This is a genomic window from Streptococcus sp. A25, from assembly GCF_043674095.1.
GTDB lineage: Bacteria > Bacillota > Bacilli > Lactobacillales > Streptococcaceae > Streptococcus > Streptococcus suis_V.
This window is the reverse complement of sequence record NZ_JBIMJO010000015.1, coordinates 1-21631: the sequence shown is the minus strand read 5'-3', so window position 1 is coordinate 21631 and position 21631 is coordinate 1. Positions and strand designations below refer to the sequence as shown.

General features: G+C 46.4%; 17 protein-coding genes and 2 pseudogenes. 15 read left to right on the top strand and 4 right to left on the bottom strand.

All coding sequences use genetic code 11. From position 1 onward, the window contains the following. Positions 1-57: 57 nt before the first annotated feature. The 10 genes and pseudogenes from ACHBID_RS07660 to fni all read left to right on the top strand — a co-directional run. Positions 58-516, top strand: a pseudogene (locus ACHBID_RS07660) (thiamine pyrophosphate-dependent enzyme); the annotation flags it as partial. Positions 517-768: 252 nt separating this feature from the next. After that, on the top strand, positions 769-3420 hold the full coding sequence (adhE, locus tag ACHBID_RS07655) for a bifunctional acetaldehyde-CoA/alcohol dehydrogenase (protein ID WP_105122130.1): 2652 nt from the start codon (positions 769-771) through the stop codon (positions 3418-3420). Between the two features lie 421 nt (positions 3421-3841). Further along, on the top strand, positions 3842-4207 hold the full coding sequence (locus ACHBID_RS07650) for a PH domain-containing protein (protein ID WP_105122131.1): 366 nt from the start codon (positions 3842-3844) through the stop codon (positions 4205-4207). Between the two features lie 23 nt (positions 4208-4230). Continuing rightward, on the top strand, positions 4231-4437 hold the full coding sequence (locus tag ACHBID_RS07645) for a hypothetical protein (protein WP_105122132.1): 207 nt from the start codon (positions 4231-4233) through the stop codon (positions 4435-4437). A 103-nt stretch (positions 4438-4540) separates the two neighbouring features. After that, positions 4541-6025: a threonine synthase gene (gene thrC / locus ACHBID_RS07640; protein WP_257104052.1), complete on the top strand. Its 1485-nt coding sequence runs from the start codon at positions 4541-4543 to the stop codon at positions 6023-6025. A gap of 308 nt (positions 6026-6333) precedes the next feature. Next, a pseudogene (locus ACHBID_RS07635) lies at positions 6334-7593 on the top strand (MATE family efflux transporter). 160 nt (positions 7594-7753) lie between these two features. Next, positions 7754-8680 carry a mevalonate kinase gene (gene mvk, locus ACHBID_RS07630; RefSeq protein WP_105160403.1) on the top strand — a complete coding sequence of 309 codons (927 nt, stop codon included), beginning with the start codon at positions 7754-7756 and terminating at the stop codon, positions 8678-8680. Position 8681: 1 nt separating this feature from the next. Next, complete coding sequence (mvaD, locus tag ACHBID_RS07625) at positions 8682-9707, top strand: diphosphomevalonate decarboxylase (protein ID WP_105110366.1); 1026 nt, start codon at positions 8682-8684, stop codon at positions 9705-9707. 1 nt (position 9708) lies between these two features. Continuing rightward, positions 9709-10788: a phosphomevalonate kinase gene (locus tag ACHBID_RS07620; RefSeq protein ID WP_105122136.1), complete on the top strand. Its 1080-nt coding sequence runs from the start codon at positions 9709-9711 to the stop codon at positions 10786-10788. Between the two features lie 9 nt (positions 10789-10797). Next, entirely contained in the window at positions 10798-11892 is a 1095-nt protein-coding gene (gene fni, locus ACHBID_RS07615; RefSeq protein ID WP_172079314.1) for a type 2 isopentenyl-diphosphate Delta-isomerase, read from the top strand. 139 nt (positions 11893-12031) lie between these two features. Here fni and ACHBID_RS07610 read toward each other — a convergent pair whose 3' ends face one another. Both ACHBID_RS07610 and ACHBID_RS07605 read right to left on the bottom strand, forming a co-directional pair. Continuing rightward, positions 12032-13777 (bottom strand): ABC transporter ATP-binding protein, encoded by a 1746-nt coding sequence (locus ACHBID_RS07610; protein ID WP_394732014.1) that lies wholly within the window; start codon positions 13775-13777, stop codon positions 12032-12034. Further along, positions 13767-15518, bottom strand: a complete 1752-nt coding sequence (locus tag ACHBID_RS07605; RefSeq protein WP_394732016.1) for an ABC transporter ATP-binding protein — start codon at positions 15516-15518, stop codon at positions 13767-13769. The genes ACHBID_RS07610 and ACHBID_RS07605 overlap by 11 nt, the downstream gene beginning before the upstream one ends. Positions 15519-15937: 419 nt before the next feature. Here ACHBID_RS07605 and ACHBID_RS07600 point away from each other — a divergent pair, with 419 nt between their 5' ends. The 3 genes from ACHBID_RS07600 (at position 15938) to ACHBID_RS07590 (ending at position 18324) form a co-directional block, all read left to right on the top strand. Then, entirely contained in the window at positions 15938-16204 is a 267-nt protein-coding gene (locus ACHBID_RS07600) for an ACT domain-containing protein (protein WP_394732018.1), read from the top strand. Positions 16205-16215: 11 nt separating this feature from the next. Next, complete coding sequence (locus ACHBID_RS07595; RefSeq protein WP_044689797.1) at positions 16216-17553, top strand: PFL family protein; 1338 nt, start codon at positions 16216-16218, stop codon at positions 17551-17553. A gap of 75 nt (positions 17554-17628) precedes the next feature. Beyond that, positions 17629-18324, top strand: a complete 696-nt coding sequence (locus ACHBID_RS07590) for a histidine phosphatase family protein (protein ID WP_053867451.1) — start codon at positions 17629-17631, stop codon at positions 18322-18324. A gap of 78 nt (positions 18325-18402) precedes the next feature. Here the strand turns inward: ACHBID_RS07590 and ACHBID_RS07585 are convergent, their stop codons facing one another. Together ACHBID_RS07585 and ACHBID_RS07580 are read right to left on the bottom strand one after the other, a co-directional pair. Then, the gene (locus ACHBID_RS07585) at positions 18403-19095 is read right to left on the bottom strand and encodes an ABC transporter permease (protein WP_394732020.1); all 693 of its coding nucleotides are present in this window, start codon (positions 19093-19095) and stop codon (positions 18403-18405) included. After that, the gene (locus ACHBID_RS07580; protein ID WP_394732022.1) at positions 19079-19975 is read right to left on the bottom strand and encodes an ATP-binding cassette domain-containing protein; all 897 of its coding nucleotides are present in this window, start codon (positions 19973-19975) and stop codon (positions 19079-19081) included. The genes ACHBID_RS07585 and ACHBID_RS07580 overlap by 17 nt, the downstream gene beginning before the upstream one ends. 98 nt (positions 19976-20073) lie before the next feature. Between ACHBID_RS07580 and ACHBID_RS07575 the strand changes: the two genes are divergently transcribed. Next, the gene (locus ACHBID_RS07575) at positions 20074-20934 is read left to right on the top strand and encodes a helix-turn-helix domain-containing protein (protein ID WP_394732024.1); all 861 of its coding nucleotides are present in this window, start codon (positions 20074-20076) and stop codon (positions 20932-20934) included. A gap of 254 nt (positions 20935-21188) precedes the next feature. After that, entirely contained in the window at positions 21189-21452 is a 264-nt protein-coding gene (locus ACHBID_RS07570) for a hypothetical protein (protein ID WP_394732026.1), read from the top strand. Positions 21453-21631: the final 179 nt, after the last annotated feature.

Here is a 21631-nt window from a genome sequence, read left to right as displayed (position 1 = left end):
AGTCACCGTCACCTTTTGGTCTTTGTAAACATCCTCTGGGAAAATGCCGAATTCTTTGACGGTGCCTTCAACATGTCTTATCCAGACGTCGTGACCAACGTTCAGTACAATCTGCCTGTCATCAATATTGTCTTTGCTAATACAGAGTACGGATATATTAAGAATAAATACGAGGACACCAACAAACACCTCTTCGGTACAGACTTTATTGATGTTGATTATGCCAAAATTGGTGAAGCCCAAGGTGCCGTTGGTTACACTGTTCGTCGGATTGAAGAAATGGACGAAGTCATGCGCAAGGCGGTTGAGGACAATAAAAACGGTAAAACGGTCGTCATTGATGCCAAAATTACCAAAGAACGTCCAATACCTGTAGAGTCCATGAAGTTGGACCCAGCTCTCGCTTCTGAAGAAGAAATCGCAGCCTTCAAAGAACGCTACGAAGCAGAAGAATTGGTGCCATTCCGCATCTTCTTGGAAGAAGAAGGCTTGGAAAGTCACACTGTTAAAAAATAAAGAAGAACAAGACGGCTTTTAGCACGATTAAGAAAGATTTTAGATGAAGAGCTTGGCTTAGTTGCCTGGCTCTTTTTGTTGCTCAATTAAATGTCTAGCCAGAAATAATTTGTCCTTCTTTACTATTTCAAAAATTTTTTAAAAAACTTGTGAAAAATTTAACAAAAAGACTTTACAAAACAAAAAACTTAGTGTACAATAACATTGTGAAAAAGTTAACAAAATGATTAACGGAATTTTTGGAGGAATATCATGGCTGATAAAAAAGTAGTATCACCAGAAGAAAAATTGGCAGAAGCTCGTGCACACGTTGATGAGCTTGTACAAAAAGGGCTTGTGGCTCTGGAAGAATTTCGTCTTCTCAATCAAGAGCAGGTTGACTACATCGTTGCGAAAGCGTCAGTAGCTGCCTTGGATCAACACGGCGTCTTGGCTATGCATGCCCATGAAGAAACTGGTCGCGGTGTCTTTGAAGACAAGGCGACTAAAAACCTCTTCGCCTGCGAACACGTTGTGAACAACATGCGTGGTGTCAAAACTGTTGGCGTGATTGAAGACGACGAAGTAACTGGTTTGACCTTGATTGCTGAGCCAGTAGGGGTTATCTGTGGGGTTACTCCAACAACCAACCCAACTTCAACAGCCATCTTCAAATCATTGATTGCTCTTAAAACACGTAACCCAATCGTCTTTGCCTTCCACCCATCTGCACAAGAATCATCAGCACACGCGGCCCGTGTTGTCTATGAAGCAGCTGTAGCAGCAGGTGCACCTGAAAACTGTATCCAATGGATTACAAAACCATCGATGGAAGCAACTTCAGAGTTGATGAAGCACGACGGTATCGCAACAATTCTTGCGACAGGTGGTAACGCAATGGTGCGTGCAGCTTACTCTTGCGGCAAACCAGCACTTGGAGTAGGTGCGGGTAACGTTCCTGCCTATGTTGAAAAATCAGCAAACATCCGTCAAGCTGCTCATGATATCGTCATGTCTAAGTCATTTGACAACGGTATGGTGTGTGCTTCTGAACAAGCGGTTATCGTGGATAAAGACATCTATGATGAATTCGTGGCAGAATTCAAATCATACCACACTTACTTTGTCAATAAAAAAGAAAAAGCCCTTCTGGAAGAATTCTGCTTTGGCGTGAAGGCTAACAGCAAAAACTGTGCAGAAGGAAAATTGAATGCGGACATCGTAGGTCGTCCAGCTGCATGGATTGCAGAGCAAGCTGGCTTCAAAGTACCAGAAGGGACCAACATCTTGGCGGCTGAAGTGGCTGAAATCGGTGAAAAAGAGCCATTGACACGTGAAAAATTGTCACCAGTTATCGCTGTCTTGAAAGTAGAAGGTCGTGAAGAAGGTCTGGAAGCAGCACGTCAAATGGTTGAATTCCATGGTCTTGGACACTCAGCAGCTATCCACACAGCGGATGCAGATTTGGCAAAAGAGTTCGGTACGCGTGTAAAAGCTATCCGTGTTATCTGGAACTCTCCATCAACCTTCGGTGGTATTGGTGATGTTTACAATTCCTTCCTTCCATCTCTTACCTTGGGATGTGGTTCTTATGGACGCAACTCTGTGAGTGACAATGTAAGTGCTCTTAACTTGCTCAACATCAAGAAAGTAGGAAGACGGAGAAATAATATGCAATGGTTTAAAGTTCCATCAAAAATTTACTTCGAACGTGACTCCATTCAATACTTGCAAGTAATGGCAAATGTTGAGAAAGTCATGATCGTAGCTGATGAAGTCGTTGTGAAACTTGGATTTGTTCAACGTGTAATTGAACAATTGCAACTTCGCTCAAACAAAGTCATGTACACTGTCTTCTCAGACATCGAACCAGATCCAGATATCACAACAGTTGAACGCGGTGCAGAGGCCATGAAAGCCTTCAAACCAGATACAATCATCGCTATCGGTGGTGGTTCTGTAATGGATGCTGCGAAAATCATGTGGCTCTTCTACGAGCAACCACAAGTGGACTTCCGTGATCTTGTTCAAAAATTCATGGACATCCGCAAACGTGCCTTCAAATTCCCAGAATTGGGTGAAAAAGCAAAATATGTTGGTATCCCAACCACATCTGGTACCGGTTCAGAAGTTACGCCATTTGCCGTTATTTCTGATAAGAAAAACAACCGTAAATACCCACTTGCTGACTACTCATTGACACCAACCATTGCCATTGTTGACCCAGCATTCGTTATGAGTGTGCCTGACTTTGTAGCAGCAGATACAGGTATGGACGTATTGACTCACGCAACAGAAGCATACGTATCAACAGTTGCCAATGACTACACAGACGGTTTGGCTCTTCAAGCCATCAAGTTGGTCTTTGAAAACCTTGAAAAATCTGTCAAAGAAGCAGATTGGGAATCTCGTGAGAAAATGCATAACGCCTCAACAATGGCAGGTATGGCCTTTGCCAACGCCTTCCTCGGTATTTCTCACTCAATGGCCCACAAACTTGGCGGACGTTTCCACACTGTTCACGGTCGTACCAACGCTATCTTGCTTCCATACGTTATCCGTTACAACGGTACTCGTCCAGCTAAGACCGCTACATGGCCTAAGTACAACTACTACCGTGCGGACGAGAAGTATCAAGACATCGCTAAAATGCTTGGACTTCCAGCTTCAACACCAGAAGAAGGTGTGGCATCTTACGCGAAAGCAGTTTACGAATTGGGTGAGCGTATCGGTATCCAAATGAACTTGAAAGACCAAGGTGTTGATGAGAAAGAACTCAAAGAGTACTCTCGTGAATTGGCGCTGCTTGCTTATGAAGACCAATGTACACCTGCTAACCCACGCTTGGCCATGGTTGACCATATGCAAGAAATCATCGAAGATGCGTATTACGGCTACAAAGAACGTCCAGGTCGCATCAAGTAATGATTTTCGTCATGATCCGTCGTTAAAGCTCCTTGCCTAACTTCAGTTACGCCTGCGTCGCTTTGCCTCGCCTCATTTAGAAAATCATTCCTTGATGATTTGGGATATCTTCGTTGTTGACTAGGTGAACTTGAATTCAACCGTCACCTTCGCCGCCTAGATTCTCTTAGGAAAAACTGATTTCAAAACTGAATAGGCTTAGTCTTCGTCTATCTGCCTAGAAAGACTTAGGGCTAGAACGGTTTCGGTAATCTATCTAGGTTCGTTTAGAAAATCGTTCCTCAACAACCGTTGTATAAACAAATGGACCAGCCTCCAAAACTTTCTCAAACACCAGTTTACACAAGGTAGGCTGGTGTTTTTGGTTATTGAGGAAATATTTATATTATGATATACTAAAATAAAAACAAGGAGGCCTCCTATGGCAGAATTAACCCCTTTAGCCTGGACTTTTGTCCGTGAATGTCCAGTGCCAGCTGATGTTTTTGAGATTTTATTGCCGGGTGAGGAGCCCAAGGCTGCCTATGCAACCATACGAGACAGTGCTATTTTTACCAATCGTCGCTTGATTGTCCGTGATGCACAGGGGCTAACGGGTAAAAAAGTAGAGATGTACTCGCTCCCTTACAGTTCTATCAATATGTGGTCAACGGAAAATGCAGGAAAATTCCTAGATTTCAATGCGGAAGTTGAACTCTGGACTAGGGCAGGTCATATCAAGATAAATCTGAAAAAAGGAATTGATATCAGACGCTTTGACCGCTTGATTGCGGAAGCCATTTTATAAGGCAGGATAGGAGGGGGAAGGATATGAAGAAGCAACTTGGTTTTATTTTAATTGCCGTAGCTTGTCTTGGGGCACTTTATCTTTTATTTGCTGGGGACTGGCTGCTGGCTGTTAAAGATGGTATCGATTTTGACACGCTCAGCAGCCTTCGACTTTTGAGAGGGCTAGCCTATCTGTCCCTCCTCAACTGGTCTTTCTTCGGAGGCTTGGCCTTGTTGAAGGACAAATAAAGCCTGAAAACCGAACCGCTGTTCGGTTTTTTCTCAAATCTTTCCAATTTTCTGTCAATTTATGGTAGAATAGGGGAAATAGATTTTTAGAGGATATTCGCCCATGACTTTAGTTTACCAATCCACCCGAGATGCTAACAACCGTGTTTCTGCCAGCCAGGCTATCTTGCAGGGCTTGGCGACAGACGGTGGTCTCTTTACACCGCTTTCTGCACCAGCAGTTGACTTGAATTTTGACCAGCTCAAGGACGCTTCCTACCAAGAAGTGGCTGAGCTGATTTTGTCGGCTTTCTTGGATGATTTTACCGCAGATGAGCTGGATTACTGTATCACCAATGCCTACGACAGCAAGTTTGACACACCAGCCATTGCCCCAGTGGTAAAACTAAAGGGCCAATACAACCTGGAGCTCTTCCGTGGTTCGACCATTGCCTTTAAGGATATGGCTCTGTCTATCCTGCCTTATCTGATGACGACGGCCGCCAAAAAGCATGGTCTGGAAAATGAAATTGTCATCCTGACCGCGACTTCTGGCGATACTGGGAAGGCGGCCATGGCAGGTTTTGCGGATGTGCCTGGCACCCGTATCGTGGTCTTTTATCCACGTGACGGTGTTTCCAAGGTGCAAGAGCTGCAGATGACGACCCAGACTGGTGATAATACTCATGTTGTAGCTATTGACGGTAATTTTGATGATGCCCAAACAGCGGTCAAATACATGTTCAACGATGTGGACTTGCGTGAAAAATTGGCAGCAAAGAAACTACAATTTTCATCAGCCAACTCTATGAACATCGGCCGTCTGGTGCCACAGATTGTCTACTATGTCTACGCCTACGCTCAGCTGGTCAAGACTGGCGAGATTGCGGCTGGCGACAAGGTCAACTTTACTGTACCGACTGGTAACTTCGGAAACATCCTGGCTGCCTACTATGCCCAGCAAATTGGCCTGCCGATTAACAAACTGATTTGTGCGTCCAACGACAACAATGTCCTGACTGATTTCTTCACGACCGGTGTTTACGACAAGAAACGCACCTTCCGCGTGACGACTAGCCCGTCCATGGACATCCTGGTATCGTCTAACTTGGAGCGCCTGATTTTCCATCTCTTTGGAAATGATGCAGCAAAAACAGCTGAGCTTATGGATCGTTTGGCTACAGATGGCCAGTATGACATCCAAGGGGCTGACGCGTCTATCCTATCTCTCTTTGATGCCGCCTTTGCGACGGAAGAGGAGACAGCGACGGAAATCAAGCGTGTTTATGAAGAGTCAGACTATATCGAGGACCCACACACGGCTGTTGCCTCCGCTGTCTATAAGAAGTATGTGGAGAAAACAGGCGACCAGACACCGACAGTTATCGCCTCTACAGCTAGTCCTTACAAGTTCCCAGTTGTGGCAGTCCAGTCTGTGACAGGGGAAACAGGTCTATCAGACTTTGAGGCGCTGGCTAAACTCCATGAAATTTCAGGTGTTGCCTTGCCACCGGCGGTGGACGGCTTAGAAATAGCTCCTGTCCGCCACACAACAATCGTTGCAGCAGCGGATATGCAGGTCGAAGTCGAGCGTTATTTGGGAGTATAATTGGAATATTCAAGGAGTGGGCAAAAGCCTAGACTCGATTTTTATAGTTCATGTCAACATCTCAGCGCAGTGGTTGATTGGCTTTCACAGTTTGGGGAACTGTGAAAGGTTGGAAATAAGGATTGCGTAGCAAACCTCATTTCGTTCGCGTTTTACGCTCCGGATCAGACCTAATGAATGATGCGAACTTTGTTCGCTCTATTTTCAACCTCCAAAGGTTCCCCAAACCGTTGGAGCTGTGCGGGGGTGGGCAGACGAACTCTTCTTAGCTTTGTCGAGTTCTTGCCCACTCCCTTTTTCTATGCCTTATGAAAAAAATTTATAAAGAAATAATCTCTATTGCCCTACCTGCCATGGGAGAAAATGTCCTGCAGATGCTGATGGGAATGGTAGATTCCTACCTGGTGGCAGGTCTGGGGATGGTTGCCCTGTCAGGTGTTTCCGTCGCCAACAATATTCTGGCTATTTACCAGGCCCTTTTCATCGCCCTGGCTGCTGCTATTTCTGCACGTCTGGCCCAATCCAGCAACCAAGGTGAGCAAGTGGTCGGAACCAGGATGACGGAAAGTCTCAAATTGACCCTACTTGTCAGCGGTATTTTGGGTTTAGTCGCTATTTTGGCAGGCCCTAGCTTGCTGGCTCTATTGGGAGTAGAGGCAGCGGTCGTAGAAACGGGCGGTCTCTATTTGATCCTAGTCGGCGGTGCTGTCGTTTTTCTAGGTCTTATGACCAGCCTCAGCGCCATTCTCAGGTCTCTTGGTAGGCCTGCCCTCCCCATGTATGTCAGCCTCTTGAGCAATCTCCTCAACATCCTGCTCTCCGCTTTCGCCGTTTTTGTGCTCCATGCCGGCGTGGCTGGAATTGCTGTCGGAACAGTTCTATCTCGTCTCATAGGTTGCCTGCTCCTTTGGTCGCAGTTGCCAGTTCCCCTGGCAGAATGGACCTGATCCATGGATAAGGATTTGGTCAGACTTGCCCTACCCGCTGCTGGAGAAAGGCTGATGATGCGGGCGGGGGATGTCGTGGTGGTCAGCCTTATTGTCAGTCTGGGGACGGCTGTTCTAGCGGGAAATGCTATCGGGGAAACCCTGACCCAGTTTAACTACATACCAGCCATGGGACTGGCGACGGCCCTGGTCATCTTGACGGCTAGATACCGTAAGGATAAGACACAGGTTGCTCAATTGTTGCAAGCAGGTTTGTTCTTGTCCGTCGGCTGTATGGTTTTGGTTGCTGGATTAGCCTATTTATTTGGCCCGCAGCTTACTAGACTCTATACCGAAGACATTCTAGTGGCGGAAGCCAGTCAGACTGTCTTGTTTTATTCCCTGCTCGGTGTGCCGGTTACGGCGGCTACTCTGATTCTGACGGCTCTTTGTCAGGGATTGGGCAATGCCAAGCTCCCATTTTTTGCCACTAGTCTCGGCATGTGGCTGGTGCGGATACTTGGCGCCCTAATCTTGTTCAAGGTTTTCAAGCTAGGATTAGATGCCATTTGGATTGCGACTATCCTGGACAATGCCTTTCGGGCTGGATTTTTGTATATTTGTTATAAAAAATGGCTTTAGCTTTCTTTAAGCTTGAAGGGGTATACTATAGTCAAGCTAGAAATAGCGAAATCTTTTTCATATAATCTCCTGGAAAACAGTCGGCGATGGTCGGCTGTTTTCACATTTTCTATTGATTTAAAAAAGTGGTATAATAGAGCTGATTGACAAGGAGGCAGATATGACAGCAGTAGGAGCTTCGGCAGGAAAGATTATTTTAATGGGAGAGCATGCGGTGGTGTACGGTCAGCCGGCCATTGCCATGCCTTTTTCTGCTGTCCAGATTACTGCGACCGTTGCGGCCCAAGGGACTGCTCTAACCGTGACCTGTGATTTTTATCAGGGATTTGTCCACAAGATGCCCAAGATTTGGGAGAGTCTTAAGCACGCCATTCGCTTTTCCCTCTACCGCATCGGAGCACCGACCGACCCGGCCATTCATATCCAGATTAGTTCCACTATACCAGCAGAGCGGGGCATGGGCTCCAGTGCCGCAGTGGCAGTAGCGGTGGCACGCGCCCTCTTTGCCTACTACCAAAAGGAGCTGACCGACAGCGAGCTCTGGGACATCGTCCAGTCCTCGGAAAAGATTGCCCACGGTAACCCCTCAGGAATTGATGCAGCGACGACTAGCGGCAAGTTCCCCATTTATTTCGTCAAAAACCAGCCCATCCAACCTTTGACCCTCAACCTCCATGCCTATTTGGTCGTGGCTGACACCGGCGTTACCGGAAATACCCTTGAGGCTATCCTTGATGTTGCGACTCTTTTGGAAAATGAGCCAAAGGCCGTTCAGCTAGTGGAAGAACTAGGTTCTTTAACCCAGGCTGCTCGAGAGGATTTAGCCCATGATCAGGCAGAGCTTCTAGGTCAAAAGATGAGTCGAGCCCATGTCCTCTTACAAAAATTAGGCGTGTCAGACCCCAGCCTAGATAAACTGGTCAGCCTAGCCCAGACCCATGGAGCTCTAGGAGCCAAGCTGACCGGAGGTGGCCGTGGCGGCTGTATGATTGCCCTTGTAAAAACAGAACAAAAAGCCCAGGAATTGGCCTGCATCCTCGCCCAAGCAGGTGCCAAGCAAACCTGGATCCAATACTTAGGAGAATAAGATGAGCCAGAAAATCGGCATTGCCCGTGCCCATACCAATATCGCCCTGATCAAATACTGGGGTAAGCGAGACAAGCAACTCTTCTTGCCCATGAACTCCAGCCTGTCACTGACCCTGGATGCCTTTTACACAGATACCAAGGTGATTTTTGACAGCGATTTGACGGCTGATGAGTTTTATTTAAATGGAATCTTGCAAGATTCAAAAGAAATTTTAAAAATTTCGCGATTTTTGGATTTATTTTGCGAATATATAGGTGAGAGGACTTTTGCCCGAGTGGAAAGTCTCAATTTTGTTCCGACTGCGGCAGGATTAGCCAGCTCAGCCTCAGCCTTTGCGGCCCTGACCTTGGCTACCGCGACAGCTCTAGGTCTGAATTTGAGTCGAGAGGAATTGTCAACCCTTGCCCGTCGTGGTTCAGGCTCCAGCACCCGTAGCCTTTTCGGAGGTTTTGTCGAGTGGGATATGGGGACAGGTTCGGCAGATTCTATGGCCCATCCCATCGATGATGCGGACTGGGATATTGGCATGATTGTTCTTGCGGTCAATACAGGTCAGAAAAAGATTGCCAGCCGTGAAGGCATGGACCATACGGTCGCAACGTCCCCCTTTTACCAGGCCTGGATGGACACTGCTAAGGAAGATTTGCAGGCTATTAAGCAGGCTATTGCGGACCGGGATTTTGAACAGGTCGGTCAGATTACCGAGCATAATGGCATGAAGATGCATGCTACCACCCTGTCTGCCAATCCGCCGTTTACCTATTGGTCGGCAGATAGTTTGCTGGCCCAGGAGGCTGTTCGTCAGGTCCGTGAGGAAAGCGGCCTATCAGCCTACATGACCATGGATGCGGGACCAAATGTCAAGGTTCTTTGCAGAGCCAGTCAAATGGCAGAGCTGGTCGATGGCCTATCTCAGTACCTCCCCAAAGAAAAAATCATTACCAGCCTACCAGGTCCTGCGGCCTATGTTCTGACAGATGAGGACTGGCAAGGCTCCCAGCAGGCATTTGAAGAGAGGTCTTAGGATGCAGGTACAAGTACAAGCACCAGGCAAGCTCTTTCTGGCAGGGGAATATGCGGTGGTCGAGGCTGGTCAGCCAGCTGTCATTGCGGCAGTGGACCAGTATCTGACCGTGACCGTTCAAACGTCAGACCAGGCCAGTATTCATTCTAGCCAGCAGGCAGACCTCTATCTGCCTTGGAGCCGTCAGGGAGCGACTATTGTTACCCATGGGGAAAATCCCTATCCACTGATTACGATGGCCATGCAGGTGACCGAGGTTTATCTGCGGACCAAGGGCTTGACCTGTCAAGGAGCTTATGCCCTAGGCATCCAGTCAGACCTGGACGACCAGGTATCAGGTACCAAGTACGGACTGGGTTCTTCAGGTGCGGTTACGGTGGCGACGGTCAAGGCGGTTTTGGCCTATTACCAACAGTCAGCTGAGCCCCTCTTGGTCTACAAGTTGGCTGCCCTGGCCCAGACCCAACTGGGCATGACCGGTTCCTTTGGTGACCTGGCAGCTTCTAGCTTTGGGGGACTTGTGGCCTACCATTCTTTGGACCGGGCTTGGCTTTTGCAGGCAATGGTAGAGCAGTCCTTGGAGGACTTGTTAGTCTCTGATTGGCTGGGCCTGAAGATTGAATCCATCCAGCTACCCGCTCCCCTGCAACTCCTGGTTGGTTGGACGGGGTCGGCGGCCTCGACTGACAGTTTGGTCCAGCAGCTGGAAAGTCAGAAAAGCCAGGAGCAGAAGGATCGTATCCATAGCCAGTTTCTGGCCGACTCAAAGGCCTGTGTGGAGCAGTTTATCCTGGCCTGTCAGACAGGACAAGTGGCAGCGGTCAAGCAGGCTGTGGCAGAAAATCGCAGGCTCTTGCAGGATTTTTCGGCTGATATGGGCCTGGTCATCGAGACGCCTATACTGAGTCAACTGGCTAATCGGGCCCAGGCTTATGGGGCGGTGGCCAAATCCTCAGGTGCAGGTGGAGGTGACTGCGGCATCTGCCTGGTAGACAGTAGGGAACAAAAAGAGATCATTGAGATGGCTTGGCGACAAGCCGGGATTCTTCCACTCCAACTAAACATCGCCATGCGTGAATAAGGAGATTTTATGTATTATTTTGGACAATTTGGCTTGGATCGTAAGGACCAGCATGTGGGGCTGGCCAACCAGCAGTATAGTAGTCAGTCGGCGTCGGACTTTGCCCAGACTCGTTTTGTGCACCATTCTTTGCCAGAGCTTAAGCTGGAGGATGTGTCCCTTGCAACCAGTGTGGCTGGTTTGGATTTTGCCCACCCATTTTTCATCAATGCCATGACTGGCGGAAGTGAAAGGACTGGGAAAATCAATCAAATGCTGGGGATTTTGGGGTGCTTTGGGAAGATTCCGCTGGCGTCGGGCTCTGTTAGTGCGGCCATTAAGGATCCTTCTGTGGCGGAGACCTTTTCTGTCATGCGTCGAGAAAATCCTCACGGAATCATTTTTGCTAACTTAGGTGCCCACCACGATGTGGACAATGCCAAGCGGGCTGTAGATTTGCTGGAGGCCAATGCCATTCAGATTCATGTCAATGCTCCTCAGGAGATTGTTATGCCAGAGGGGGACCGAGATTTCTCTATGTGGTTGAAGAATATCGAGATCCTGGTGCGAGAGCTGGATGTGCCTGTCATTGCCAAGGAAGTTGGCTTTGGTATGAGCCGGGAAACGGTGGCAAAATTGGCCTCGGTTGGTGTCCAGACAGTTGATATTTCGGGGACTGGTGGGACGGATTTTGCCAAGATTGAGAATGCCCGTCGGGCCTTTCATGATTACGACTACCTGGAGGGTTGGGGCCAATCGACGGTGGTATCTCTGGTGGAGGTCATGTCTCTGCCGGCTGACCGTCGTCCTCAGGTCATCGCCTCAGGTGGTATTAAAAATCCGCTAGATATTGTCAAAGCCCTAGCCCTTGGTGCTGACCTGGTCGGGATGTCCAATCACTTCCTGCAATTTGTAAAAGACGGCAAGGCAGACCGCCTGGAAGAGGCCATGCAGGCTATCGACCGCTACCAGACACAGATTGCGGAAATCATGACCATGCTGGGTGCTAAAACTGTGGCAGACTTGAGAAAGACCGACCTGATTCTAGCACCGGCTGTGCAGAATTGGTGTCAGGCACGTGGTATTGACTGGACGGCCTATGCAAGACGGTCAGCAGAAAAATAATACTCTTAGAAAATCATCTTATCCTTGTCGAGAGCCTTGGTGACTGAAAGACTCGGAGGGAGATAGGCTAGATTGATTTTTATGGAATATAATAGAATAGAAAGAGGAGCACCTGGCTGAGGTGCTCCTTTTACAATCTTTACTCTGCCAATTGGCCTGCTTGCAATTGGTACATGCGTTGGTAGGTGCCTTTCATGGCCAAGAGTTGTTCGTGGTTGCCCGACTCGATAATCTTGCCCTTGTCCAAGACATAGATGCAATCGGCATCTTGGATGGTGGATAGGCGGTGGGCGATGGCAATGGTTGTCCGTCCTTGTCGCATTTTTTCCAGGGAATACTGGACAGTTTGCTCGGTTTCGGAGTCAATATTGGCTGTGGCCTCATCTAAAATCAGGATTTTAGGCTGGCTGGCCATGGTGCGAGCAAAGGCCAGCAATTGACGTTGTCCAGTTGAGAAGGCGGAACCTTTTTCGGTAACCAGGTGGTCATAGCCGTCTGGTAATTTTTCGATAAAGGGAGCAGCGTCCACAAAACGGGCTGCCTCCTCGACCTGCTCTCTACTGATATCCTGGTACATCTGGATATTGGAGGCAATGGTTCCGTGATAGAGGAAGGGGTCCTGCAAGACCAGACCGATATTTGACCGCAATTCCTGGGCAGGGAAGGTTCGGATATCCTGACCGTCAATCAGAACCCGCCCGGATTCAAATTCGTAAAAACGCATGAAGACGTTGATAATAGACGATTTTCCAGAACCGGTCGCGCCGACAAAGGCGATAGTCTGGCCTTTCTTGACCTGAAAAGAAACCTTGTCAAGGATTTTCCGTTTGCCGTCGTAGGAGAAGGAAACGTCCTCAAAAACGATATCTCCCTGGCTGATACAGGCTCCCTGGTCAACCTGCTGGGGTTCCTCAATGGTCTGGTCCATAAGGGTAAAGACACGACCGGCCGAAACCATGGAGGTTTGCAGGGTAGAGAAATGCTGGGTGACCTCCAAAAGCGGGTCGAAGAGGCGGTTAGCATATTGGATGAAGGCGTAAATCATCCCAGCAGATACAGTAGCGTCTGACCAGTCCAAGCCGAAGTAGCTAATCAGCAGGGCATAGGTCAAAATCTTAATCAGCGATAGGGCAGGACGGAGGAAGAGACTGTCCAGGGCCATAGACTTGCTAGCATAGGCCAGGTGTTCCTGGTTGATAGCCTCAAATTCCTCAGTTAGACGTTTTTCCTGAGAAAAGGCCTGAATAATCCGGATGCCCTCGATAGACTCTGCTAGCTTGCTGTTGATGTTGCTGAGGAGACTGCGTGTCTTAGCGACGACAGGAGCGGATTTTTTGCGGTAAAGATTGACCAGGATGAAGATGACGGGCAGGAAAAGTACCAGCATGGAGGTCAATTTCCAGTCCAGGGCAAACATGGTATAGAGAGTAACCACGATGACAAAGAGGGCTGAAATAAAGCTGGATAGGATTCCTGAGAACATCTCTGAGATACTCTCTGTGTCATTGGTCAGGCGAGACACGATAGAACCGCTCGGTGTTTGGTCGAAATAGGCCATGCCTAGAGATTGGACCTTGCCAAAGGCATCCCGACGAATATCTCGGACTACGCTATAGGAAACCTTGGCAAACCAAATATTGCCTAGATACTGAAAGAACATCTGCACCAGATAAAGCCCAAAGTAGGCAGCCAGAATCATGGTCCCAGACTGGGAGATATGGCCGATATAATTGTCAATAAAGTGGGAGGCTAGAAGGGGAATGATGCTGCGAACAACAGTCGTCAGCAAGAGAAAGGTCAGGGCTGCAGCAGTTAGGAGCGAGTAGGGTTTGAGATAGGATAGGAGGCGCCAGAAAACGCCTTTTTCTTTTGATTTAGCTTGCATTTTCTTCCTCCATTTCCAGTTGTTGCATCATGTAGGTGTCGTAGTACCAGGCTTGATTTTCCAAGAGTTCCTGGTGGGTACCCCGCTCGGCGATTTTTCCGTCTTCCATAACCAAAATCAAGTCAGCATGGACTACAGCTGAGAGCCGGTGGGCTGTGATGATAGTGGTCTTGTCCAGACGGCTGCTCTTGATATTTTCGATAATAGCATGTTCTGTCTTGGCATCGACTGCTGATAGGGAATCATCCAAAATCAGGATGTCAGGGTTGAGAATCATGGCACGGGCCATGGCTAGACGTTGTTTCTGCCCACCAGATAGGGAAATCCCTTTCTCACCGACCATGGTCGCAAAGCCGTCAGGCATGTCTTCGATGTCTGCATAGACATGGACAGTTTTGGCCGCCTCTTTGATGTGCTGCAATTCCAAATCAGGGTCGCCAAAGCAGATATTGTCCGCAACACTGGCCGCAAAGAGAAATTGGTCCTGGGGAACATAGCCCATAAGGGCACGCAGGTCTGCCAGGCGGTAGTTTTTGATATCCTGCCCGTTTAGGGAAATAGCGCCCTGGTCTACATCATATTCCCGTAGGAGGAGCTTGATGAGACTGGTCTTACCAGAACCTGTTGGACCAACCAGGCCGATAGTCTGACCTTTTTCAATGCTGAAGTGAATATCTTCTAAAGTAGGCTGCTCAGAATCCTTATCGTAAGAAAAGCGGTCGACCTTGTAGGAGATTTGTCCATTTTCTGGTGCTGACAGAGGCTTGCTGGCCTCTTTTACATCAGAATGAACATCCAGTAAACTCTGGATGCGGTCGTAGGAAACAGCACCACGCTGGGTAATATTAAAGAGGAAACCGATAGCCATGAGGGGCCAGACCAGCAGGTCCAGGTAAGTCATAAAGGTGACCAATTGCCCTAAGGTAACCTGGCCTTGGGCGATGAATTGGGAGCCAAAAATCAAGGTGAGAACATAGGAGAGTCCGACAAAGAAGAGGACAGCTGGGTCGAAGAGGGAATCGTAGCGCATGGTCTTGAGGTTTTGGAGGTAGGCTGCCTGGTTGACCTCTTGAAAGGCCTTGCTTTCCTGCTCTTGGTAGCCGAAGGACTTGGTGACTTTGATACCAGACACAGATTCCTGGACCTTATTGTTCAGCTCTGAAAAGGCAGCTTGAGAGGCCTTGAAATTTTCATGAGTGCGGCGGCCCAGATAGCTGGTCGTCATAGCCATGAAGGGCAGGGGCAGGATAGCTACCAGGGTCATTTGCCAAGAAATCAGAAAACTCATGGTTACCAGGGTCACCACAGCGGTCACAGTCGCATCGACGAAGGACATAACACCGCCTCCTGCGAGACGGGTCAAGGCATTGATATCATTGGTGGCATGGGCCATGAGGTCACCGGTCCTGTGATTTTGGAAAAATGAGGGCGACATATTCATAAAATGCTCAAAGAGGCGAGCCCGCATAATTTTTCCTAGACGAAAAGAGGTGGCCAGGATATTCATTCGCCAGACATAGCGGAGGGCGTACATGCCAAAGCCAGATAGGATAAGCCCCAGTACGCCCAAGAGGAGTCCCTGTCCTGTCAGTGCACGGCTGTCGATTTGGTCAATGATTTCTCCCATAATATAGGCCGGCAGCAGGTTGAGGAGACTGACCAGACACAGAGAGATAATGCCAAGGAGGTAGCGCTTTTTCTCTAGCTTAAAAAACCACCAGAGTTGTTTGACAATTTTCATAATCATCCTTTCTTTTATTTCATAGAGTTTGGGCAAAATAAAGGTTGGATATCCTTTCTAAGACTCCAACGGATAGTTCCTGTTTTTTGTTAGAGATTGAGGTAGCGTAGCAAACTCCGTTTATTCGCGTTATAGGCTCCGAACCGGTCATAACGAATGATACGGACTCTGTTCGCTCCCTCTCCAACTTCCAACAGTCTCTCCCCAGACTGTGGAGTCATACAGGTTATAAATGTACATTCCAGTGTAACATACTATTCAGAAAAAGGAAAGTAAGTAGCCATGAGGACTATTTTTTGAGATTGTCCTTGTCTTTCAGATAAACTGGAGAGGCGAACATTTCGAGGTCAATATGTCCTAGCAATTCCGTTTTCCTCTTATTTGTGGTAAAATAGGAGAAAATTTTATGAGGTAGAAACATGAAAGCAATTGTTACTGTTGTAGGAAAAGATAAGACAGGTATCGTGGCAGGTGTTGCGACTAAGATTGCGGAGTTGGGTTTGAATATTGATGATATTTCCCAGACAGTTTTGGATGAGTATTTTACCATGATGGCGGTGGTATCATCAGATGAGAAGAAAGATTTCACTCAGTTGCGTTCAGAATTGGATGCTTTTGGTCAGTCCTTGAACGTGAAAATCAACATTCAAAGTGCGGCGATTTTTGATGCTATGCACAACTTGTAAGGAGAGCGGTCATGGATATTAGACAGGTTAGAGAAACCATTGAGATGATCGAGGAACAGCACTTCGATATTCGGACCATTACCATGGGGATTTCCCTTTTGGACTGTATCGATTCGGATATTGATAAGGCTGCTGAGAAAGTTTACACCAAAATTGTAACCAAGGCCAAGAACTTGGTAGCGGTCGGTGATGAGATTGCGGCGGAATTAGGAATTCCCATTGTCAACAAGCGGGTATCGGTGACGCCTATTGCCTTGATTGGTGCGGCGACAGATGCCACGGATTATCTTCCCTTGGCTCATGCCTTGGACAAGGCGGCTCATGAGATCGGCATCGATTTTATCGGAGGTTTTTCAGCTCTGGTTCAAAAGGGTTACCAAAAAGGTGATGAAATCCTCATCAACTCCATTCCGCAGGCATTGGCCCAAACCTCTAAGGTCTGCTCGTCGGTCAATATCGGCTCGACCAAGACGGGCATCAACATGACGGCTGTGCGGGATATGGGGCGGATCATCAAGGAGACGGCGGAAGCTTCTGATATGGGGGCGGCCAAGCTGGTGGTCTTTGCCAATGCGGTTGAGGACAATCCCTTTATGGCGGGTGCCTTCCATGGTGTCGGTGAGGCGGATGTGGTCATCAATGTTGGCGTATCTGGGCCAGGTGTGGTCAAGCGTGCCCTTGAAAAAGTGCGTGGTGAGAGCTTTGATGTGGTGGCGGAAACCGTCAAAAAGACTGCCTTCAAGATTACCCGTATCGGTCAGTTGGTTGGTAATATGGCCAGTGAACGCCTGGGTGTCAAGTTCGGTATCGTGGACCTGTCGCTTGCTCCAACGCCAGCGGTTGGCGATTCAGTGGCACGGGTTTTGGAGGAAATGGGCTTAGAAACCGTAGGTACGCACGGAACGACTGCTGCCCTGGCATTGCTCAATGACGCAGTCAAAAAGGGTGGGGTCATGGCCTGCAACCAAGTCGGTGGCTTGTCAGGTGCCTTTATCCCTGTTTCTGAGGACGAGGGCATGATTGCGGCGGTGCAAAATGGCTCCCTTAACCTTGAAAAATTGGAAGCCATGACGGCTATCTGTTCTGTTGGTTTGGACATGATTGCCATCCCAGAAACAACGCCTGCTGAAACCATTGCAGCTATGATTGCGGATGAAGCGGCGATAGGGGTCATCAACCAGAAAACGACTGCGGTCCGTATCATTCCACTTGGAAAAGAAGGAGACATGATCGAATTCGGTGGACTACTTGGAACAGCTCCTGTCATGAAGGTCAATCAGGCTTCGTCTGTGGATTTTATCAACCGTGGCGGACAGATTCCGGCACCGATTCATAGCTTTAAGAACTAAAAAACGTAGACCGATTGTCACAAGCAGTCGGTTTTTTGTTATACTAATAGTAAGAAATGACAAGGAGAAAAACGAATGGCAGATGTAAGATTATATATTTCTCGTCACGGGAAAACCATGTTCAATACCATTGGGCGCGTGCAGGGCTGGTGTGACACACCGCTGACCAAGGCTGGTGAGGAAGGAATTCGTGAACTGGGCTTGGGGCTAAAGGATGCGGGTATTGATTTTAAGCTAGCTGTTTCTAGTGACCTGGGGCGGACCGTTCAGACCATGACCATTGCCCAGCGTGAGTTGGGAATTTTGGGGAAAATCCCATATTACCAAGACAAGCGTATCCGTGAATGGTGCTTTGGTAGTTTTGAAGGCATGTACGATGCTGAGCTTTTCCAAGGTGTCCTGCCTCGTTTGAAAGGGACAGTTGATGCGACGGGTATGTCCTTTGCGGAAATCGCAGCAGGTATCCAAGAGGCAGACACCGCTGGCTGGGCGGAATCGTGGGAGGTTTTGAGCAATCGTATCTTAACAGGTTTTGAATCCATCGCCCAAGACTTGGAAAAACAAGGCGGAGGCAATGCCCTTGTGGTCAGCCACGGTATGACTATTGCAACCCTGGCTCATCTGTTGGAGCCAGAGCGTGGTGCTAATGTCTTTCTCGATAACGGCTCAATCACCGTCCTCAAATACGAAAATGGCAAGCTTTTAATTGAAGCAGTTGGCGACCTATCCTACCGAAAACGTGGAGCCGAGTTGATTGCCCAAGGGAAATAAAGAAATGAAAACATGTATGTCATACGTTTTTTCTGATGTGTGACATACATGTTTTTTATATATGAAATCTAAGTTACATCATTTTAACTCTTTCCTGCTGAAGATAAAGTAACTCAGATAGAGATATAGTATAGTAGCCATAAAGCTAACACTCATGGATAGCCTTGAAATATTTTCCCCTTGTTGGAGGGAAAGGAATAGAAAATAATCTGTTGGTAATTTCATATGGAGTAGGTTACTAGTAATGAGGTTGGAGATATTGTCAAAAAGAAGGCTAATTAAACTAAAGGCAAGATAGGCTTGATTGACCTTATTAGACTTGACAAATATCAGGATGGACAACAGAGAGATACAGATAAATAAAGGTGTCTGAACAATGAAACTTTGTATTATCGCAGCAAAATCAACAGGATCACCTAGAAGTAAACCAACACTGCTACTCAATAAATAGGCTAGAAGGATATAAGCGAGATCTAGGACAAGGGTTGCTAAGACTTTATAGAAAAATACTCCTTTTCTTGTTTGTTGCTTGATAATAATATGATTGATGGTACGGTAAGTAAAATCTTCTCCAAAGAACAGGTTTGTTGGGACGATAAAAAATAGTGTGATAAATTGAGAAAGCAATTGAATCAGAGAGCTAGTGAAATCTTCGTTGCCATGTAGCAAAAAAGCGGATAAAAAGGACAGGAAAGCCAAGACTCCCAATGAAACCGTTAATCTCTGTTCTTTTTGAATCTTAAATAAATCAGCTTTAAAGTAATGTATCATGCTCTTCTCCTTCTTGAAGCAATGTCAGATAATAATCTTCAAATGACATTTGTTGTTTAAAAAATTCTTTGACCTCAATCTCATGGTTTATCAAGAGATGAATGAGGCTCATAACATTCGTATCTGATGACAGACTGATATAATCCGTATCTATTTTGTAAGCGATGCCCTGCTCTTCAAGGATAGTAAAGGTCTTAGGATGGTTGTTCGTTTGTAGATAGAGTTGTTCTGCTAAGGTTTGTTCAAGTTCTCGTTTTGAGAATTCTTTGACAACAAGGCCTTTATGCATAATAATGTATCGATCAACCACCATCTCAAGCTCCGATAGGATATGACTGGAGATAAGGATGGTCATCCCATATTGATTGCGAAGATTTAAAATAATGCTTCTCATTTCTTTGATTCCAACAGGGTCAAGACCATTAATCGGTTCGTCTAGGATTAAAAAATCAGGCTTATCTAGAATAGCTAAGGCAATAGCTAAACGTTGACGCATTCCCAGTGAAAAATCTTTGGATTTTTTCTTAGGATCCACATCTTCTAAACCAACAATTGCTAATGCTTCTAAGATTTTTTCATCAGCTTGCTTAAGGTTTAACTGTAGAGCCATGTAACGAAGATTATCGATCGCAGATAAATTGGGTTGTAGAGCAGGGGATTCAATTAAAGCTCCAATACGACAATTTTTTGAGCTAGTAATGGTACCAGAAGTTTGGGAAATGAGGCCAGATAACATTCTGAGAAGCGTTGTTTTCCCAGCACCATTTTCACCGACTAAGCCACATATTTCTCCTTTATTAATCGTTAAAGAAACCTGATGAACGGCCTTTTGTTTCCCGTATTGCTTTGATAATTCTTGGGTAGATAAGAGAGATGCCATAACTACCTGCCTTTCTATAAAAAAATGATAAATCTATGATATACTAGATTCAAAAGTTAGCAAATTTCGTTACATAAATGTAACGAGTGGAGAATATAATGGGAACTTACGGAAAAATTTTTAAAATCATTCGTGAATCAAAAAATATGTCTCTAAAAGAAGTGGCTGGGGATTTCGTGACACCTGCTCAGTTATCACGCTTTGAAAATGGAAAGAGTAATCTTTCTGTAGATACATTTTTTAATTGTTTGAGACGGATGAATGTGGTAGAGGGCGAATTTTCTACCCTCTACCAGTCCTACTTTCAGATAGATAATTTGTTTTCTTCAGAAGAATTTGTCCGTGCAGTTTATAGTCACAACGCTCAGTATATGGATGATAAAATTTTGTACCATCAAGCAGAGTATGATAGGGATGGTCGTCAGTTTGATAGGGTGATGGTCGCGGCCTTTCACATCTTCAAGCAGCAATGGTGCGATCCTGATTATGATGTTTCAGAGGATGAAAAAGCTATTCTATCGGACTATTTAATGTCCATAGATGATTGGGGGAAATTTGAACTCTGGATTTTCGGAAATTGTAGCAGAGGTCTTCCTAGCAAGATGTTAGAGGTGTTGGGAATGGAAGTTCTCAATCGAACAAAGTTTTATATGGACATCACAGAAAACAGAGACAATGTCTATAAGGTACTCATCAATATTTCGAGTAGTTTGTTAGATAGGGGAGAGGAGATTGCTGCGATTCGCTTTCTCAAAATTCTTGACTCTGTCAATATCATGGAAAAGAATATGCGAGATCGTTTGCTGCTTAAGCTCCTAAAAGCACGCTTGTCCTACATGAATGGAAATGATGGTGGCCTAGAAATAATGAAGGAATGCCTGCATATTGCCAAATTTTTAGATTGCTATGATTTAATCCACCAGGTCAATAAGGAAATTGAGAAAGTTACAGATATGTAATGAATTTTAAGCGGCTCGTCATTTCCTGTAAGATAATACTTGTGAGTTTTACAACTTTACAAAACAATGTTTAGAAATTGTATTCACAAGAAAAGTGCTTTTAGAGAAGAGATGGTTTTTCGCTAATCAAGGCAGTTTTTTGAGGGAATACTAACTGTATTTTGAAAAAAACGAGCGGTGAGAAGCTGAAAAACTAGCCTTAGCTAGAAGTGCTGAACTGTGAATACAGTTTCTTAATTATCTTGGAGGGAATAATGATGAAGAAATTACTTGTTTTAGGTGCTCTTGCAATGCTAGGTTTTGTAACTTTTGGGCTTCTAACAACTAATAGCAGTTCAGCAAGTGCTGAAACGGAGGACAAGGTAGTTCTGTTTGGGAAAGTCGATTTTTCAGACGATGAAGAACAGGACACGGATGAGGGAAGGGAAGAAGTAGCGACGGAGAGCGATGATGCTAGCTGGCTTGAGAACTTTATCACGACACATAAAACACCATTTTCTAAAACAATCAAGAAATGAAATCAGGGATATTCTCTGATTTTTTTCTTGATTTATATATCGAGATGCGATACACTTTATGTATCGAAGTTCGATGTATCGTAGTGCGAAAGGAGTTTTATGGGTTCTGTTGCAAAGTTTTAAATCTACTATCAAATAAGGTAGAATAATAGAAAAAGATAGCAGGAGGAATGACGATG

Bases quoted from the DNA above. Each gene is read 5' to 3' on its own strand.
- adhE (WP_105122130.1), top strand. From the start codon at position 769: ATGGCTGATAAAAAAGTAGTATCACCAGAAGAAAAATTGGCAGAAGCT.
- ACHBID_RS07650 (WP_105122131.1), top strand. From the start codon at position 3,842: ATGGCAGAATTAACCCCTTTAGCCTGGACTTTTGTCCGTGAATGTCCA.
- ACHBID_RS07645 (WP_105122132.1), top strand. From the start codon at position 4,231: ATGAAGAAGCAACTTGGTTTTATTTTAATTGCCGTAGCTTGTCTTGGG.
- thrC (WP_257104052.1), top strand. From the start codon at position 4,541: ATGACTTTAGTTTACCAATCCACCCGAGATGCTAACAACCGTGTTTCT.
- mvk (WP_105160403.1), top strand. From the start codon at position 7,754: ATGACAGCAGTAGGAGCTTCGGCAGGAAAGATTATTTTAATGGGAGAG.
- mvaD (WP_105110366.1), top strand. From the start codon at position 8,682: ATGAGCCAGAAAATCGGCATTGCCCGTGCCCATACCAATATCGCCCTG.
- ACHBID_RS07620 (WP_105122136.1), top strand. From the start codon at position 9,709: ATGCAGGTACAAGTACAAGCACCAGGCAAGCTCTTTCTGGCAGGGGAA.
- fni (WP_172079314.1), top strand. From the start codon at position 10,798: ATGTATTATTTTGGACAATTTGGCTTGGATCGTAAGGACCAGCATGTG.
- ACHBID_RS07610 (WP_394732014.1), bottom strand. From the start codon at position 13,777: ATGCAAGCTAAATCAAAAGAAAAAGGCGTTTTCTGGCGCCTCCTATCC.
- ACHBID_RS07605 (WP_394732016.1), bottom strand. From the start codon at position 15,518: ATGAAAATTGTCAAACAACTCTGGTGGTTTTTTAAGCTAGAGAAAAAG.
- ACHBID_RS07600 (WP_394732018.1), top strand. From the start codon at position 15,938: ATGAAAGCAATTGTTACTGTTGTAGGAAAAGATAAGACAGGTATCGTG.
- ACHBID_RS07595 (WP_044689797.1), top strand. From the start codon at position 16,216: ATGGATATTAGACAGGTTAGAGAAACCATTGAGATGATCGAGGAACAG.
- ACHBID_RS07590 (WP_053867451.1), top strand. From the start codon at position 17,629: ATGGCAGATGTAAGATTATATATTTCTCGTCACGGGAAAACCATGTTC.
- ACHBID_RS07585 (WP_394732020.1), bottom strand. From the start codon at position 19,095: ATGATACATTACTTTAAAGCTGATTTATTTAAGATTCAAAAAGAACAG.
- ACHBID_RS07580 (WP_394732022.1), bottom strand. From the start codon at position 19,975: ATGGCATCTCTCTTATCTACCCAAGAATTATCAAAGCAATACGGGAAA.
- ACHBID_RS07575 (WP_394732024.1), top strand. From the start codon at position 20,074: ATGGGAACTTACGGAAAAATTTTTAAAATCATTCGTGAATCAAAAAAT.
- ACHBID_RS07570 (WP_394732026.1), top strand. From the start codon at position 21,189: ATGATGAAGAAATTACTTGTTTTAGGTGCTCTTGCAATGCTAGGTTTT.